The following is an 18149-nucleotide window of genomic DNA, read 5'->3' on the forward strand; positions in this document are numbered from 1 at the left end:
GGCGCTTAGCTCAGTTGGTAGAGCGTCTGCCTTACAAGCAGAATGTCGGCGGTTCGATCCCGTCAGCGCCCACCATATATCTCTTATATATTGTCTCTGCTCAATCTTTTATATAGAATTTATTTCATAATAATTTCAATATCACTGATTGCATGAGAAATCCTTATCAGCGTAAAGCTACCGCAAAAGCACCAAGTTCAAATGATAATGTAAAAGAACTTTATAAGCAGTTCATTGAAAATATGGTTGCTCAGGGTTCAATTGTGGCTTTGTATCAGGAAGGCTGGGCAATGTGCACGACGCCGACTGGGCAGCGTGGATTCGCGATTTGGCAAAGTAAAAGCCTCGCTAAATTGATGATTAAAGACACTTGGGCAGATTATCAAGTGCAGGAAATTTCCCTCAAGAATTTGGTCGAGCAGCTTATTCCATATTTACGCCAGCAAAAAACCACCCTTGCAATGGATCTTACGCCTGATGGGCATAATTTGATGGTTTTACCAGAAAAATTCTTGTTAGATTTGAAAAATTATCTTTATCAACTGTATTTGCAAAAGCCTGAGCAATTCCAAAGTTTGAAATTACCTTTACCGCGTCATATCCGTTTAAATTAACTTTTAAAATTCATTCAGTATCCATCCGCTGAGGTAAGCGAAATATTCTCTTAGCCAAGAGTTGTAACGGTTAACTAATGGTGTAGGTGCTGCAACAGGAATAATGCTGCTATAGCCTTGTTTTTTTGCAATTGCAGCAGCTCTTAATGTGTGAAAATCACTGGTGACCATTGCAATCGGTTCATTCAAATGAATATTTAGCTGGTTCAGGATGGCTTGGCTATTTTTTAGATTTAAATCGGTACTGGTGCTTTTATCTTCTAGCCAAATACGATTTGAGGGAATTGCATAGTTGTGCTGTACATACTTCGACATAATTTCTGCCTCAGTATATTGCTCTCTAAAATCCAGCCCACCAGTCATAATAATGGGTGTTAGTGGCTGCTGTTTCGCTAGCTCAGCAGCACGATCCAGTCGTTGCGCTAAAGTGGCAGAAGGTTGCCCATTTTCAACACCACTACCCAAAACAATAATGGCTTTGACAGGTGCTGTTGGTTTATCGGATTGTGTCGCCAGATGTAAATATGTGAAAAAGCAGAGCACGCTCGCACTCCAGCATAGAAATCCGATCCAGCTGTAACGCCAGATGAAGGTTCTGAATGTTGTTTGATGTACAAAAATCTGGATTTTTCGATAGAACAGAGCAAATAGGATTAAGCCTATGCCAATCAACAACGGAAGTACTGTGCCTAGATGAATCTTATTCAGACTGATTAAGTAAGCCCCGTCTAAGAAGAGAATAGAACCGATGAAAGCTGAAATCAGTCTTTTTAGTTGTATTGAGTGCATTACGATTGATTGGAGTTTGAAGTGCTTGAGTGGAATTGTATCCGAGTTTAGCTGTTAATTAATTGAGATATTCACTTGCTGCATAAAATAAAACCGAGCTGTTGTAGGCTCGGTTTTATTGTTTCAATTGCATTAGATTTTAGTACACATCACGACGATAGCGACCATCTTGGCGAAGTTGCTCAACCGTGTCTTCACCCAGAATATCATTTAGGGCTTGGTTAACATCACTCGCCATGCCTTGGATACTGCCGCAGATATAAATGACGGCACCACGTTTGATCCAAGTCACTAACTCGGCAGCCTGGTTACGGAGGACATGGTGCACATATACTTTTTCAGCTTGATCACGGGAGAATGCTAAATCCAGACGTTCCAGCATGCCTGTGGTTTGCCAAGCTTCGATGGTAGTTTGATAGAAATAGTCATGCGCACGTTGGCGTTCACCAAAGATCAGCCAGTTCTGAGTGTAATCGGCACGCACACGGGCATGTAAAAGGCTCATCAATCCCGCAATCCCCGTTCCATTGCCAATACAAATGACGGGACGATTGTCATTAATTAGATGGAATGATTCATTGTTGCGAATACGCAGTGCAATTTCTTGTCCAAGTGCAGCATGAGCTGTTAACCAACCAGAACCTAAACCGAGTTCACCAGTATTATTGCTTTGTTGACGTACCACCAAACGAAGTTTTTGCTGTGTCGGAATGCTGGCAATTGAATATTCACGCGAAGGTAAAGTATGCAGTTGCTCAAGCAAATGTTCCATGTTGGCAAACGGTTCAATTTCAGTGTTGAGCTGTTTATCCCACAAAACCTGTTCAATTGAAATACCTAAAGATTCAACGGGCGTTTGTGCAGCGATTTGATATTTCAGCATAAATGCTTGAATACGCTCAGGGCTGTTACCTGGCTGAATCTCAGCAATATCACCTGCTTGCCAGTGGGCTTCATGCTTGGCTTGTAATTCAATATTAAATGCAGGCGCACCTAGACTCTCTGGATTGAGTAATTCACGATTGATCAACGTCCAACTGTCAAAGGTTTTATCAATATGCATGGCTTGTAAATCAAGTTTACTAACCTTGGTAAGTGCGGTATTCCAACGCTGTATATCTTCATGGCTGGCATTATCCACTTCAATGGTTTCAAATAAAGCCTGTGCCTGATTCTGTTTTAGCCAAGCGGTAATCTTATGTCCAAAACTGCAATAACTATCTGGATATTCTTTAGAGCCTAGAGCCAAGACTGCGAAATGAAGGTGGCTCAAATCCAGATTGCTATTCAGCATTTTCTTGGCAAAACCAGAAGCCAAATCAGGAGCATCGCCCGTACCATAAGTACTGGCGACAAACAGAACTTGTGGTATAGCTTTAAGGTCATCCAGTGTGAGTTGTTGCACGGTTTTAACCGTTACAGGCTGACGAGCTTCCTGCAAGCTAGTTGCAGTACGCCATGCCAGTTGCTCCGCCACACCAGTCTGTGATGCGTAGACAATCAACCATGGTTTTGCATTTGGATCGACACTCATACTGTTATTGCCTAAGCGTGCTGCTTGGGTCAATTTCTTTTGCTTGCGACGTTTCAGATATAGCATCCAACCCGTGACAAAGAACAATGGCATCGTTAGTGCGGCAAGCATGGCCAAGAACTGGTAAATTGGACCAAAGAAGCTACCACGGTGAACAGGCAACATACTGCTCATGATTTTTTCATTCAGCTTTTTATCTTCATACAGTTCCACATCTTGAACTTTTGCCGCTTGATAGTTATAGATGGCTTTGTTTCGTGCACGTTCATGTTGAGGGATTGGGTCTACAAAGCTGAGTTCAACTTTTCCATCTGCTTTTTTCGGCAGGTTTAAGGTCAGTGTTGAATAGTCATGTCCGAGTTTAGCCTGAACCCCCGTCCAAGTTAGTGTAAGTACGGATTGCATTTGTTCGGGGCTAAAGCTCGCAGCATCTTGTTTAGAACCACGACTTTCACCAGTTCGACCTTGCGGAGCATGTTCGCCACGCTGTTCTCTAGATGCTCCACGTGGACCTTGACCCTCAGGTTTAGCACCTTGCATTTCAGGCTGCGGACGTTCAACACCCATCACCTTAAACATACCATTTCGCCACCAATCATAAGACCAGTAGAGTCCTGTACATGCCAGCAGTAAGTAAAAGATTACCGCCCAAGTCCCCACCACGGCATGTAAATCCCAGAGGAAATTACGTCCTTTGAGCTTCGGTTTTACCAACAACCATTGTTTAAGCGAGTGCTTTTTTGGCCAGCGCAAATACAGACCACTCAAGACAAAGAAAATCAGTATGAGTGTACAAGCACCTGTAATTTGTTTTCCTACAGGACCCACAGTTAAGTTACGATGCAGTTGTTGTACAAATTGAAAGAAGCCTTGTCCCTTAATTTCCGGTAACACTTCAGCAGAGTAGGGGTTGACCATCATGTTATAGCCCTTACGCGCGCCTTCTTTCACAATATTGATAGTGCTTGAGGCAGTTGGGTCTTTGCCGATGGTAATGCTGTTGATTTGAATATTCGGATCGACTTGTTGAAAATGCGTGTAGAGCTCGGCAGGGCTGAGTTTGTCTCGACTTTCAGCATGGACGACATAACTGTCCGTGTTAATCCATTTTAGGATTTGTTGTTCGTAAGAGTAAATTGCGCCAGTAACCCCCATAATGGACAGTATTAATCCAGCGGTAATCCCCATAAACCAGTGAATTTGGAAAAATGTTTTTTTCAACATGATGGTCAAGTGTTGGATGTGTGAATAAATTGGCGAAATTATAACTGAAGATTGAGCAGATAATGTGGATTTTGCAGTTAATATTTATTCTCATTATCGTTTTGAATTCGTTTCGCAAAAAAAGCCTCCATATTTCAGAAGGCTTTATCGTAAAGGGAAGCTACTTAGATCTTCTTCGCTTCACCTACAGATTCATTTAAGTGCTTACGGATGGTCTCGAAAGAGAAATTACGTGAGTCCATACGTTTTGGTAAAATATAGGCGCCTTGTTGACCTTTTACTTTAAAGTTCAACAACATAAATTCTGGTGTGTTGTACCATTCATAAATGTCTTTCCAACCTATTGCACCCACACCTTCTTGCATGCCCATTTGCTGGCGCATCACGATGCCGTGCGGTTGTACCCCAAGTTTCACGCCTTTAATTTCCTGAATAGGAAACTCATTCATTTTGCGTTTCACATACCATTCCAAACCGTAAGTACGAATTGCAAGGTACAAAGCTACCCCAACAATTGCCACCCAGCAGAAAATGGTCGAGTAGTTTTTTAATAAGATGATGCCCAAAATCGCAATAGCTACGATGGCACCCATAATCATCCATGCTTTGGTGCTAATTTTATTGGTACTACGCCAAATCACCATCTGAGCATGACGTTGCTCAGCTTCAGAGATTTCGTAGTTCACAGGTTGTAGCGTATAAGCGTATAAATTTTTTGCGGTCATAGTGAAAAGAGCACATTTAAAACTGGAGAAAGTTTAGCATTAAATACACGGGGTTGATACGTTATAAATGCATTGTATTGCGGCTAAGACGCTGCTTTTTTAAATAGCAAAATCATCATATAGCCGCAAGTAAATTATCCTAAAGTGTAATCACATACACTTTAAAGTGATGCAAATTCGGTCGCTTGATCATCACGTTCATTGCTTAAACTTTGCTTGAGATGGCTAAGTTGTTGCAAGATACTGAACATTAAAGATAATTGCTGCAAAATAATTAACGACAATTGATCTTCCTTTTTATCCTGTGTGAGACGTTGCCGAATAGTTTGCAACATATTCTGTGCTGTGAGATCGGGCATTTCATCTTTCAAAAGAGCACCACGAATATCATCCAGTGCCTGATTTAGCAGATTCAGAATTTCAGGATCTGTAATTTGTGCACGATGTGCACCAAGCGCCGAGATGTAACTCAAAAAGGTATGGTTCAGACAGAGAAATTCAAATGCCTGACTTTTTTGAGTTGGGTCAAAATCTGGCTCAGTGGCTAAAGTTGAAATCAGAGAAGCGACATCGGCATCACTATTGTTCGCAGCACGACGCACTACACGATAATTTAAACCATTGTTGCGTCCCTGTTGGTATTGCTGAATCACTTCATTCAAATAAGTACATTGAGCCTGCAAGCTACGTTGAATAATGTGGGGTAGGCGACGGAATTTCCAGTCAGGGAAAATAAAGCTTACCCCTAGCCAAGCGATTGCACAGCCTATGAGTGTATCAATCATGCGGGGTAAGGCGGCAGAAAAACCTAAACCATCCAGATTAAAATTAATCAGTGCCAAGATGGTAATAAAGGCAGTTGCTTGCGCATACTGTTTGCTGCGTAATTCAAAGAATAATACCCCACTGAGAATGAGGAGCAGCAGTTGACCTTCCACCGAAGGAATGAAATACAATACCGCTTCACCAATGATAATGCCGACCAAGGTACCAACAATTCGTAAGCGCAGGCGACGTTTGGTGGCGTTAAAGTTGGGTTGGCAAACAAACAGGGCGGTTAAAATAATCCAGTAGCCATATTGAATCTGCGTCACTTGAACAAAAACATAGCTGACCAGTAAGACAATTGAGAGTCGGATCGCGTGGCGGAATAAAACCGATTCGGGAGTTAGATGGTGTTTGATCCGGATGACAATATCATCCCAGCCTTTCAAGTCATCATCTTTGAGCTGATTTTCAATATGTTTGCTCTTATCGAACACGATATTTTGTTCGGCTTCTAAGTTACGTAATTGAGCGTCAATCGACTTTAGGTTTTGGTACAGGGCAAACAAGGCATTCACCCAAATTGGGTCATAATGATTGTCATCGCGTAATTTTTCTAAAGAAACCTTCAGGTTTTGAAAGGCATGCTTAAAGCGCTTGTTATGTTTATAGTTTTTGCGCAGTAAGATGCTTTCACTTAAATCCTTACAGGCTTTGCCCTGAATGGAGAGAATACGTTGGAAGCGAAATAGAATATCGCTGTGTTCAAATACTTTGGTCAGAATCTGATAATCAATATGGGCAGAATCGGCACGTTCATGAATGTCCTGTGCGACAAAATAGTATTGCAAGCTGCGACGCGTATCGCGCTGACCACGGTCGCCTTTGAGACGAGTCAGCAGCGCTGTTTTCATTTCGTTAAAGATGCCCACCAACTTGCCATTTTCCAGTGACAAATCAATCATGCTTTGTTGATAGCTTTGCGGAGTCATGTCTACATCAAACAGATTGGATTTGGCAAACAGGAAATTACCCAGCGAGGAATAACACTCAGACAATTTGTCTTGTACTTGGCGCACAGGGAACAACAAGAAACTGATGGTCGAAATCACCCCATACCATGCTGCACCTGCGACCAGCAGTGAGGCTTGCATATACCATTCTTCAAACAGATGGACACCGAGCATGGAATATACGGAAACGACCAAACAGCCATAGGAAATGGTGGCGTAACGACGCCCCAATGAGCCCAATAAAATAAAGCCAATACAGGAGATAATCAGCCCAATGGCAAACAGAATTGGATGCGGGAACAGGAAGTAAATGGACGTTGCCGTAACAAAAAAACCGATATAGGTATAAACCAGGTTTAAAAGGCGTACTGAAAAGCGATCATCAATATCGCTCAGACCTGCAGCTACAACGCCTAAAGTCAGGGGGATGGTTGCCAGTTGGTGACCTAAAAAGTAGGGAACAAAGGCTGTACCTGAGAACGCAATAATCATGCGCACGTTATACATAAAAGTGGTGTTATAAGTGGTTTGCTTCAGACGAGTAAGCCAAGTGTTCAAGTGTTTTCCTTTAAGAGAAGTACATCAAATCTTTATGCAAAAAAACAGATTTGAGTCAGGATTAATTTCACTTTTTTGATCAAGAAATAATACTATGGAGAGTGTAAGCTTGTCTTGTTTCTTCGTAGTTAAAAAATTAAATATGAATACTCCCCAATCTCCCGCAACAAAGACCTATTCGACCTCTTGGATCATGTTATTGGCGTTATTGACGGCCTTGGGTCCACTATCTATTGATATGTATTTACCTGCTTTGCCTCAAATGGCAAAAGACTTTGGGGTGAGTACCCAAATGGTGGCAAATACGTTGCCAGCCTATTTTCTGGGTTTGGCAATAGGGCAATTGATTTATGGACCTTTGAGTGACCGAATTGGGCGTAAGAAACCGCTGTATTTGGGATTGACCTTGTATGTTGTTGCCAGCTTATTGTGTGTGCTTGCCACCAATGAATGGGCGTTGATTGCAGCGCGTGTGTTACAGGCACTGGGTGGATGCGTCGGGGTTGTGATTGCGCGAGCTGCCATTCGTGATCGTCTGGACATGAATGCTTCTGCACAGGCATTTGCCAGTATGATGATTGTGATGGGGGTCGCACCGATTTTGGCACCTACCTTGGGTGCATTGGTCCTGAGTTATTTTAATTGGCATGCCATCTTTGTTTTTCTGATGATGATTGGCGTAGCCTGTTGGTTGTGTATTCATTTCTTTTTTCAGGAAACCTTGCAACCTGAACGTCGCTTGCGCTTAAACCTAACTCAAGTCTTTCAGTTGTACGCTGCAATTTTCCAAGATCGTAGCTTTCGTATTCCAATGCTGGCAGGTTGTTTCTCGGGTGGGGTGTTGTTCTGTTATATCAGCTCATCTGCATCGGTGTTGATGAATGGCTATGGTCTGAACCAGCAACATTTTGCGATCGCTTTTGGTTCGAATGCTTTTGGTATTATGCTGCTATCGACCCTGAATAAAAAACTGGGCAAGCATCTTTCTGTCTTTAGTCGTTTAAAAATTGGTGGATTCATTCAGCTTTCAGGTGCCTTGGTGTTGGTGCTTGCAGGCATGTTACAACATGCTCCGATTGAACTGGTCTATGCGGGTATGTTCTTGGCGGTTTCAGGCATTGGTTTTACAGGTCCAAATGCAATGGCATTGGCTATGTCTGAGCAGGGTGCGCGTGCAGGAACAGCCAGTGCAGTAATGGGCAGTATGCAATTTGCCTGTGGCTTGCTGGGTGGCGTGATTCTGAATTTCTTGGTCTGGAGCGACTTAATGAACATGGCGACCTTGATGCTGTGTTTTATTGCCATCGCAATGTTGGCAATCTTCAGTTTGTCGCCACAGAAAGTGATGGTTCAATCATAGAACTTGAATAAAGGACAGTCATCCAGTTGTATGTGTTGACTGTCCCTTGGGTGGATCTTTGAGTTATTTATGCAGAAATTGCTTAAAGTTACGGAGAATGCGGAAGCTCACATAAAGTGCGATGAGGGCAAAGATCACAATGCCGAAGACGACGTATTTTAATTGCTGAATATCTTGTTTGAAAAACGCTTGGATTTGCGCATCGCTATATGCAAAACGGCTGACTTTCTGTGTTTGGCTATCATGAAATTGAATATGCTGAATGTAATTCTGCTGACCAATTTGCTTTAGACCCAACACATCAATCTGACGTCGATGGCTTTGATTCTCAGCATCAGTACATAGGTCTTGGGCATAATGCTCACAGCTCATTTTGGCAATAAAGCCTTGGTTGGCGACAAGAATAAAAACAGACTCATCGGGCTTTTGATTGTTGGTGACCAATACCAGCGGTTTGGCAGCAGTCGATTTCAGTTCAAACTGCTGTGCTTGAGCCAAATCTTGTGTGGCATTTTTAATTTCTAAAGTTTTGACGATACACGTCCAGACCAGAGCCAAAGTAATTAAAAAAATACTGGCTGCGAAACACAGGCGAAAAACGGTTTTAATGGTCTGGTGCATAAATGAGCCAATATCCTAAAAGTGTATAGCGCAAAAAAAGGGGAGTCATTTTAATATGGATTCAATCTAAATGCTTTGTTTAATCCTGCACAAGTTTTATGTTAAAAAAATTTAACGAAACTAGGAGGCTAGCTTTAAAAGGCGGTACACTGAAATATGTAAATAATAGTGTTTAAGTCAATATTTAGCTTGAAAATCATTGAGTTCATTCGCTTGATTTCATCTCTTGGTTAGCAACGGAACTCGCATGGGTAATTTTTTATTTCTTCAAATTTTCACGGTTATTTTTGCACTATCAATTGCGACGACGATTTTTAACAAGCGAATTTTAGGCTTTCCACAAGCAATTGGGGTTCCGATTGTCTCGGCAATTTTTGTCTTTATTTTACAGTGGGGTGCAAGCCTGCTGAATGGTAATCAGTTTATTACCATCAATATTCATAATATTGAAAATGCTGTACGTCACATCGACTTTTATGACTTTCTGATTAACGGTGTGATCTGTTTTATTCTGACGTCTTCTGCGTTGAAGTTTAAAGTTTCAGATTTACGCAGTTACTGGAAGCCAATCAGCATTTTAGCCAGTATCGCACTAGTACTTTGTGCCGTGTTGTTTGGGGTGGTGCTCTATGGTTATCAATTCTTAGTCGGGCAGCATGTCGACTTATTGGTGTTGCTGCTTTTGGGCGCGGCGTTGGGAGCGACTGACCCGATTGGCATTAAAGGAGTACTAAGTTCAGTACGTGCACCACATCATTTAATCGTCAAATTGGAAGGCGAATCCTTATTTAATGATGCCATGTGTATTGCTTTATTCATGACCTTACTCAATGTCTTACAAGGTGAACATTTTAGTTTAATCGGTACGCTACAAACCCTGCTATATGAAATTGTGGTTGCCATTATTATTGGTTGGGGCTTTGGTCTTGCTATTCTAAGACTGCTCCGTGGCAAACATGAAATGGAATCCCTGATTTTAACCACGGCATTGCTGGCTTGCGGTTCCTACTTGATTGCACTGTTTGCACATGCTTCTGCACCAATTGCCTGTGTGATTGGTGGATTAATTGTCGGGAATAAATGGAAAGAAATTCTGCAAGAGCGTGAAATTCGTGAAGTGAATCATTTCTGGCATACGGTTGAAGGGATTATCAATTCATTCTTATTCACCCTGATTGGTTTGGAACTGTTTATTTTAGATTTAAGTGTAAGTTTAATTTTAGGCGGTATTATTGCCTTTATTATTCTGCATGCTTCACGTTTTGCTGCTAATTTTCTCGCCTTTGCCTTTTTCCCAAGTTTTCGACATAAAAGTTATAACGGTAGTCTAGCCATTCTATCTTGGGGGGGGGTGCGTGGGGGAATCTCGCTGGCTTTGATTTTGGCGGTTGCCAACATTCCGCAACTCAGTGAATACAGTAGTATCTTGATTGGTTATACCTTTATTAGTGTGCTTTTATCGGGGTTGGTGTGTGGTTTAGGGCTGCCAGCAGTGATGAATGCCTTTTATTACAATCCGAATGAAGAGACAGAAGGCTTTAAGGGATGGTATCAGCGGTTGTGCCATAAGATGAATCGTAAGGGATTTCAATATATTGTTGGCGAAGATGCAACGGGTAATGAAACCATTACCATTTATAACCCAGATGCCTTTGTTGATGTAAAAGCCGCTGATGGGGTTGCTGCCGTGCATAATCCTGAAAAAGTACAAGAAGTGAAACGTTTGGAAAGTCCAGAAAACTTTTAAAACTTCTACTGCAAAAGGATAATTTTTCAGATGGCAGTGATTCAATCATCTTCTAAAGAATTGGCACAGTTGATTTTGCAGGTGGTGGCTTTAATTCCTTATGGGAAAGTTGCCACCTATGGACAAGTTGCCAAGATGGCAGGCTTGCCCAAACATGCCCGTTTAGTTGGGAGAGTGTTGCAGCAAGTAGAAGATGTGCATTTACCTTGGCATCGCGTGATTAATTCACAGGGTAAAATTAGCCTAAGCAAGCTAGATACTCAAGGTGATAATCTACAAGTTGTAAAATTACAGGCGGAAAATATTGCTGTGATTGCAGGGAGGGTGAACTTAAAGCAGTATCAGTGGGATGGCGAGATTCTTTAGTCTAGATAAAAGGTCTTACACCCAGTGCTGAGTATGAGTGTAAGACCAAGTCGATGAATTCAATTATTGGCGAACCACCAATACAGGGACACCTGTATCGCCAAGAATGTTTTGTGCAACGCTACCTAAGAATAATTTTTTCAGTCCTGTACGACCATGTGAACCAATCACAATTAAATCAGCGTTGGTTTCTTTCGCTGCATTAATGATTTCTTGGTGAATCACTTGACCCTCAAGTAGACGCGCTTCTACTTGCAGACCTTCAGCGCTAAATTTTGCTTTTGCTTCCTCAAGGGTTGCTTGAATAGAAGTACGTGCACGTTCAATTAAATCATTGGTTTGTGCAGCAGTAATATATTCGGCTGCAATGTAAGGGTCTAAAGCAAGCACTTGTACAACAGTAATTTTGCTGCCAAATGCTTTAGCAAGCTCTGCTGCTTGTTTTACTGCTGCAAAAGAGGTTTCTGAACCGTCCACTGGAACCAAAATATTTTGATAAGCCATCTGTGTTACTCCTTGTTTTCATTACAATCATTCTAGAAGCTGTTTTATTTGAGAGTTGCGACTCAAAATTATTGTTTATGCTTTTATACTAACCCTAATTTTGACTTTATAAAACCTAGTATTTTCATAAGGATAAGGCTTTATAAACCGTCGATTCCATAACCTAACTTAGCATGTTTTTTGCCTAAAAAGTATGCGTTGTTGTACTAAAGTCGGGTAAAAATTGTGAGAAAAATGAAACAGCTAAGTTAAGGCATCTTTTTATTGAGAATGGACTTAAATGAGTGAAACTTGGTCACATTTATAAGGCATAGTATGATGTTGCCAACTTATTAATAACAAACAATACATGACTGATCAAACCCAATTAAACTGGAATAGAACGAATTTAGATAATATTGAAACTGCTTGGGAAGGTGATCTTTGGGATCGTAAGCGTTTAGGTATTCAGTTGACGAACTATGTTGATTGTCTTAACTGTAGTGCTGTGCTTGCTTTGGATGCACGTTGGGGAGAAGGGAAAACGTGGTGAAGTATCATTAAAAGTTCTATTTAGTGTTGAATGAGTTGGTTAGTTTTAAGGGTCTAGAAGATAAATTTGATTGAGATGATTTTATGTTGGAAACGCGTAAAAGATTAATAAATGATTGGAAAAATTTTGGCATTAATGTGTTTGAAGAATCAATATGGAGTTCTTCAGTTCAGTTAGATTGTTTGCCTAAGGTCAGAGAGCTGTTGTCATCAAATGGTTTTAAGTATGTAGATATTAGTCTTGTAAGACCTCCTGATAATAGTTCTGAAAGAATGAAATTTAGAACTCACTATGATGAAAGTAATCAATGTTTTAGCACAAATTATGGTATTTCTATTCCTGCTCTAAGTAATAACCTCAAATTGACTGTTGGTTTGGAGCAAGCAATTGAAAATCAAGAATGCCAAGATAAAACACTTCGGATTATTAATACTCTTAGATTAATATTTGGTGTGCCTGTTGCACGTGAATTAATGTTGGTTACACATTTCAATAGTGAAAATTTTCAAAATGCTGGAGTTGCTTCTGAATTAGGATATGCATCGCCTTTTGATATTCAAAGTTTAAACTTTTATGATGAAATTGAATTTTCAAAATTAAGAAATGTGCCAATTGATGCCTTAATATTATTGGATAAAGCTTTCCAACAAAATTTTCCGAAGGAGCGTTTTATATTGATGTGGGTCTCATTTGAAGCAATTATTAATTCTATTTATTTGTCGGATAGCAATGGTAATAAAAGGGTTAAATATTTTAAGGAAGAATTAAAATCTAACATAGTAAATGATGAGGTTTATCGTTTGTTTCAACTAAGATGCACTGTTTTTTAAGAAAGTAAATTTGAACATGAGCAATTTGATGAAGAAAATTGGTCATTATATGCAGCGCTACAATTAGCGATCATGGAGGATTGCCCTCAAAGAGCTGCATTTTTAAGGGGTTATGAGCAAACAATTATTGAAAGATCATAGATTTTCAAAATATTTAATTAATTCTCCCACATCATCCGTCTGCAACTGCTCACGCATCTTTAAAAACTGCTTTTCATCTAATTCATAAAGTTTAAGAGCAAGCAGCTTTTGAATATCTTCTTCAGGGAAACGGTATTTAATAATTTTCGCAGGTACGCCACCCACAACTGCATAAGGTGGTACATCTTTGGTAACGACTGCACCTGTCGCAACTACTGCACCTTCACCTAGTGTTACGCCTTGCATAATCATGGCGCGACTGCCAATCCAGCAACCATCACCAATAATTGTATCTCCAGCAGGGACAAAACTGCGAGTATCAAAGGGGAAAGCTGAAATCCAATCTGTTCGGTGTAGTTGATTCCCACCCATCATAATCACGCATTCAGCGCCAAAACAGACAAAGTTGCCAATATACAGTTGGTCAATGGGTTTTTCAGGGGTAGAGGGCTTATCATGTAAATAACGCACGACACAACGTTCAAAGCCTTGATCCCAATACGCTGAATAGTATGAATAATTCCCTTTAATGTGAATGTTCGGATTCTTCACGGTTTTAGAGATGAATTCGAATTCGCACCAGTGTTTGACAGGGGAGTTAATCAAAGGTTCAGACATGGTCGGCAGCATAAGGTATGGGTGTATGGATTATAACGGATTGTGTGGAGTTTCCCATCACGTAGCACTTGTTTGATTTACGGATGAGCGATGAGTTAGCGAAACAGATTCCATAATAATTTGAACCAGTGTTGAACCGAATTTGGAAAAAGAAAACCACCCAAAAATGTAAGTACTGTTGTGGTCAGAGTAATTATCACAGAGTTGGTACTACTGTTGATGTAACGTGACTATGTCATTGCTATGAGGATTCCTAAGAAGAATCCACCAATTGCATAGTAGAGCTCTTGAAGGATTCTGTTGTCGATTCTTTGTATTGTAATTTTGAAGATGCTTTTATCTTAAATAGTTTTGTACAAAAAAACCCCTCAAAAGAGGGGCTTGAATCTTTAATATGCAAAATTAAAGATATTCAACGCTAACAATTTCGTATTCAACTTCACCATTTGGTGTCTGAATTTTTGCATCATCGCCTTCGCTTTTACCTAAAAGACCACGTGCAATTGGAGAGTTGACAGAGATTTTATTGATTTTGAAATCTGCTTCGTCATCGCCCACAATCATATAGGTCTTTTGTTCTTCTGTGTCCAAGTTTTCAATGGTCACTGTTACACCAAAAACAACGCGACCGTTTTGTTCAAGATCTTTTACATCAATGACTTGAGCTGCACCCAATTTACCTTCGATGTCTTGAATACGGCCTTCGCAAAAACCTTGTTGCTCACGTGCAGCATGGTATTCCGCGTTTTCTTTTAAATCCCCGTGTTCACGTGCTTCAGCAATAGCTGCAGTAATACGTGGACGTTCAATACTTTTTAATTGATGTAATTCTTTCTCTAAGGCTTCTTTGCCTTGGGGAGTCATAGGATAACGTTGCATTGTTGTCCCTCAAGTTTGTGAGTGTAAAAAAAATACAGGTTTATAAATGAAAAAAGCCCGCCACCGATAAGGTGACGGGTCTTATCGGAAACGAATTAAACTACGGTTTGTAAATCTTGCAAACGGTATACATCCATTGGTAATTGGATTCCAAATGCTTGGCAAACTGCTTCAGCACCGTTAATGGTGGTTGTGTAATACACTTTACCTTGTAACGCAGCACGACGGATCATGGCTGAGTCATACTGAGCACGTTTGCCCTCAGTGGTATTGACAATAAGGTGTATTTCACCATTTTTCAAGCGGTCTACAATGTGTGGACGGCCTTCGGTTACTTTATTTACAAGTTCACACGCTAAACCTGCTTGGCTAAGTACGTCATGCGTACCACCAGTTGCAACAAGTTTAAAGCCGAAAGAAACAAGTTTCTTCGCAATATCAACGATGTATTTCTTGTCAGATTCACGTACAGACAAGAATGCGTGTTTCACTTCGCCTTCTGTCGGTAAACCTGGTAAGCGTTCATTTGAACCTAGCACTGCTTTGTAGAATGCTTCACCAAATGTTTTACCTACACCCATTACCTCACCTGTAGATTTCATCTCAGGACCAAGCATTGGGTCAACGCCAGGGAATTTAGCAAATGGGAAGACCGCTTCTTTCACCGAAAAGTGAGTCGGAATAATCTCTTTGGTGAAACCTTGAGATTCTAACGATTGACCCGCCATGCAGCGTGCAGCCACTTTTGCCAAAGATTCGCCAATACATTTCGATACGAATGGAACTGTACGTGATGCACGTGGGTTCACTTCAAGTACATAAATGTCGTTGCCTTTTACAGCAAACTGAACGTTCATTAAACCAACAACGCCAAGTTCTTTTGCCATCGCAATCGTTTGGCGACGCATTTCGTCTTGTACTTCTTGTGAAAGCGAGTAAGGAGGAATCGAACATGCTGAGTCACCAGAGTGAATACCCGCTTGTTCAATGTGCTGCATAATCCCGCCAATCACCACATCTTTACCATCAGATACGCAGTCTACGTCAACTTCAATGGCATCATCCAAGAAATGATCAAGAAGAACAGGCGCTTCATTTGATGCTTGAACTGCATCGCGTAAGTAGCGTTTCAACTCTTCATCGTTATAGACGATTTCCATCGCACGACCACCCAATACATAAGATGGGCGAACAACCAGTGGATAACCGACTTTAGATGCTTCAGCCATACCTTCTTCAGCAGATTTTACAATGCTGTTGTTCGGTTGACGAAGTTGCAGACGTTGGATCATTTGTTGGAAACGTTCACGGTCTTCTGCACGGTCAATTGCATCCGGTGATGTACCAATAATTGGTGCACCAGCTTCTTCTAAAGCGCGAGCCAATTTCAAAGGCGTTTGACCACCGTACTGCACGATAATGCCTTTAGGCTTCTCGATACGTACGATTTCAAGTACATCTTCAAGTGTAATTGGTTCGAAGTATAAACGATCTGAAGTGTCGTAATCTGTAGAAACTGTTTCAGGGTTACAGTTCACCATGATGGTCTCAAAACCATCATCACGCATTGCAAGCGCTGCGTGTACACAGCAGTAATCGAACTCGATCCCTTGACCAATACGGTTAGGACCACCACCGATTACCATGATTTTGTCTTTACTTGATGGATTTGCTTCACATTCATCATCGTAAGTTGAATACATGTAAGCAGTATCAGATTCAAACTCTGCTGCACAGGTATCGACACGTTTGTAAACAGGCATTACGCCAAGATTCCAACGGTGTTTACGGAATTGTTTTTGTGAAATGCCCATCAAATCAGCAATGCGAAGATCTGATAAACCTTTGCGTTTAAATGCACGAATGTTGTCTGCATTTAAGTCGCCAAAACCTAAAGTTTTGATTTGTTCTTCAGACTTAATAATGTCTTCGATTTGAATCAAGAACCATTTGTCGATATTGGTTGCAGCAAAAACTTCGTCTAAAGTAAAGCCGTGACGGAAAGCATCTGCGATATACCAAATACGCTCTGGACCTGGAACTTTAAGTTCTTGAAGAATTTTGTCGCGCGCACCTTCAGCACCCACTTCAATTTTCTCATCAAAGCCACATGCACCCACTTCAAGGCCACGAAGTGCTTTTTGTAAAGACTCTTGGAAGTTACGACCAATCGCCATTACTTCACCTACAGATTTCATCTGCGTGGTTAGAATTGCTTCAGCTTGTGGGAATTTCTCGAAGTTAAAACGAGGAATCTTCGTTACCACATAGTCAATCGCAGGTTCGAATGATGCAGGTGTTGTGCCGCCAGTGATGTCATTTTTCAATTCATCAAGGGTGTAACCAACAGCAAGCTTCGCTGCAATTTTCGCAATTGGGAAACCGGTAGCTTTAGATGCTAAAGCAGAAGAACGCGATACACGCGGGTTCATCTCGATGATAACCATACGGCCATCTTTCGGGTTGATACCGAACTGAACGTTAGAACCACCAGTTTCTACACCAATTTCACGTAGTACTGCTAAAGAAGCATTACGCATTAATTGGTATTCTTTGTCGGTCAATGTTTGTGCAGGAGCAACCGTGATTGAGTCACCTGTGTGCACGCCCATTGGGTCAAAGTTTTCAATCGCGCAGACGATGATACAGTTGTCGTTTTTGTCACGAACAACTTCCATCTCGTATTCTTTCCAACCAATTAATGATTCATCAATCAATAATTGTTTGGTTGGAGAAAGATCGAAACCACGTTCGCAGATTTCGATGAATTCTTCTTTGTTATAGGCGATACCACCACCTGAACCACCCATGGTGAATGATGGACGGATGATCACAGGGAAGCCGAAGCGTGCTTGAATTTCTAAAGCTTGTTCCATTGACTCAGCAATGTCAGCTTTTGGACATTCAAGACCAATCTTACGCATTGCGATATCGAAAAGTTTACGGTCTTCCGCTTTTTCGATGGCTTCTTTGGTCGCACCAATCAATTCAACATTGAATTTTTCTAAAATGCCGTGCTCATCAAGCGCAAGAGCACAGTTCAATGCGGTTTGACCACCCATAGTAGGAAGAACTGCATCTGGGCGTTCTTTCTCGATAATGGCCGCAACTGTTTGCCAAGTGATTGGCTCAATATAGGTTGCATCCGCCATTGAAGGGTCAGTCATAATGGTCGCTGGGTTAGAGTTCACCAAAATAACACGGTAACCTTCTTCACGAAGGGCTTTACACGCTTGTGCGCCTGAGTAGTCAAACTCACACGCTTGACCAATCACAATCGGACCAGCACCAATAATTAAGATGCTTTTAATATCCGTACGTTTAGGCAT

Annotated in this window: 14 protein-coding genes and 1 pseudogene; 6 read left to right on the forward strand and 9 right to left on the reverse strand. The window is 41.1% G+C overall.

Going from position 1 to position 18149, the window contains the following annotated elements:
• Positions 1–152: 152 nt before the first annotated feature.
• Positions 153–614, forward strand: a complete 462-nt coding sequence (locus tag MKI85_RS14515; protein ID WP_241628638.1) for a DUF2750 domain-containing protein — start codon at positions 153–155, stop codon at positions 612–614.
• 3 nt (positions 615–617) lie between these two features.
• On the opposite strand, the gene MKI85_RS14520 is transcribed toward MKI85_RS14515, so the two are convergent.
• The 4 genes from MKI85_RS14520 to yccS form a co-directional block, all read right to left on the reverse strand.
• Positions 618–1403, reverse strand: coding sequence for a YdcF family protein (locus MKI85_RS14520; protein ID WP_241628639.1), 786 nt, complete (start codon positions 1401–1403; stop codon positions 618–620).
• Positions 1404–1542: 139 nt separating this feature from the next.
• Positions 1543–4161: a PepSY domain-containing protein gene (locus MKI85_RS14525; RefSeq protein WP_241628640.1), complete on the reverse strand. Its 2619-nt coding sequence runs from the start codon at positions 4159–4161 to the stop codon at positions 1543–1545.
• A 164-nt stretch (positions 4162–4325) separates the two neighbouring features.
• Positions 4326–4886 (reverse strand): hypothetical protein, encoded by a 561-nt coding sequence (locus MKI85_RS14530; protein WP_241628641.1) that lies wholly within the window; start codon positions 4884–4886, stop codon positions 4326–4328.
• A 161-nt stretch (positions 4887–5047) separates the two neighbouring features.
• A complete protein-coding gene (yccS, locus tag MKI85_RS14535; protein WP_241628643.1) occupies positions 5048–7222 on the reverse strand; it encodes a YccS family putative transporter in 2175 nt (724 codons plus the stop codon).
• Between the two features lie 142 nt (positions 7223–7364).
• Between yccS and MKI85_RS14540 the strand changes: the two genes are divergently transcribed.
• Positions 7365–8582 carry a multidrug effflux MFS transporter gene (locus tag MKI85_RS14540; protein WP_241628644.1) on the forward strand — a complete coding sequence of 406 codons (1218 nt, stop codon included), beginning with the start codon at positions 7365–7367 and terminating at the stop codon, positions 8580–8582.
• Between the two features lie 63 nt (positions 8583–8645).
• Here the strand turns inward: MKI85_RS14540 and MKI85_RS14545 are convergent, their stop codons facing one another.
• Positions 8646–9203, reverse strand: a complete 558-nt coding sequence (locus MKI85_RS14545) for a hypothetical protein (RefSeq protein WP_241628646.1) — start codon at positions 9201–9203, stop codon at positions 8646–8648.
• Between the two features lie 247 nt (positions 9204–9450).
• Here MKI85_RS14545 and MKI85_RS14550 point away from each other — a divergent pair, with 247 nt between their 5' ends.
• Positions 9451–10950, forward strand: a complete 1500-nt coding sequence (locus MKI85_RS14550) for a cation:proton antiporter (RefSeq protein ID WP_241628648.1) — start codon at positions 9451–9453, stop codon at positions 10948–10950.
• Between the two features lie 30 nt (positions 10951–10980).
• Positions 10981–11316 carry an MGMT family protein gene (locus MKI85_RS14555; protein WP_241628650.1) on the forward strand — a complete coding sequence of 112 codons (336 nt, stop codon included), beginning with the start codon at positions 10981–10983 and terminating at the stop codon, positions 11314–11316.
• A gap of 63 nt (positions 11317–11379) precedes the next feature.
• Here the strand turns inward: MKI85_RS14555 and MKI85_RS14560 are convergent, their stop codons facing one another.
• Positions 11380–11820, reverse strand: a complete 441-nt coding sequence (locus tag MKI85_RS14560; protein ID WP_100243297.1) for a universal stress protein — start codon at positions 11818–11820, stop codon at positions 11380–11382.
• A gap of 349 nt (positions 11821–12169) precedes the next feature.
• Here MKI85_RS14560 and MKI85_RS14565 point away from each other — a divergent pair.
• Positions 12170–12349, forward strand: a pseudogene (locus tag MKI85_RS14565) (P-loop ATPase); the annotation flags it as partial.
• Positions 12350–12435: 86 nt separating this feature from the next.
• Positions 12436–13182: a hypothetical protein gene (locus MKI85_RS14570; protein WP_241628652.1), complete on the forward strand. Its 747-nt coding sequence runs from the start codon at positions 12436–12438 to the stop codon at positions 13180–13182.
• A gap of 135 nt (positions 13183–13317) precedes the next feature.
• Here the strand turns inward: MKI85_RS14570 and MKI85_RS14575 are convergent, their stop codons facing one another.
• The 3 genes from MKI85_RS14575 to carB all read right to left on the reverse strand — a co-directional run bounded on the left by MKI85_RS14575 (position 13318) and on the right by carB (position 18149).
• The gene (locus MKI85_RS14575; protein WP_241628654.1) at positions 13318–13941 is read right to left on the reverse strand and encodes a CatB-related O-acetyltransferase; all 624 of its coding nucleotides are present in this window, start codon (positions 13939–13941) and stop codon (positions 13318–13320) included.
• Positions 13942–14343: 402 nt separating this feature from the next.
• A complete protein-coding gene (gene greA / locus MKI85_RS14580; protein ID WP_241628655.1) occupies positions 14344–14820 on the reverse strand; it encodes a transcription elongation factor GreA in 477 nt (158 codons plus the stop codon).
• 95 nt (positions 14821–14915) lie between these two features.
• Complete coding sequence (carB, locus tag MKI85_RS14585; RefSeq protein ID WP_241628656.1) at positions 14916–18149, reverse strand: carbamoyl-phosphate synthase large subunit; 3234 nt, start codon at positions 18147–18149, stop codon at positions 14916–14918.

This window comes from Acinetobacter zhairuonensis (assembly GCF_022601715.1).
In the GTDB taxonomy this organism is placed as follows: Bacteria; Pseudomonadota; Gammaproteobacteria; order Pseudomonadales; family Moraxellaceae; genus Acinetobacter.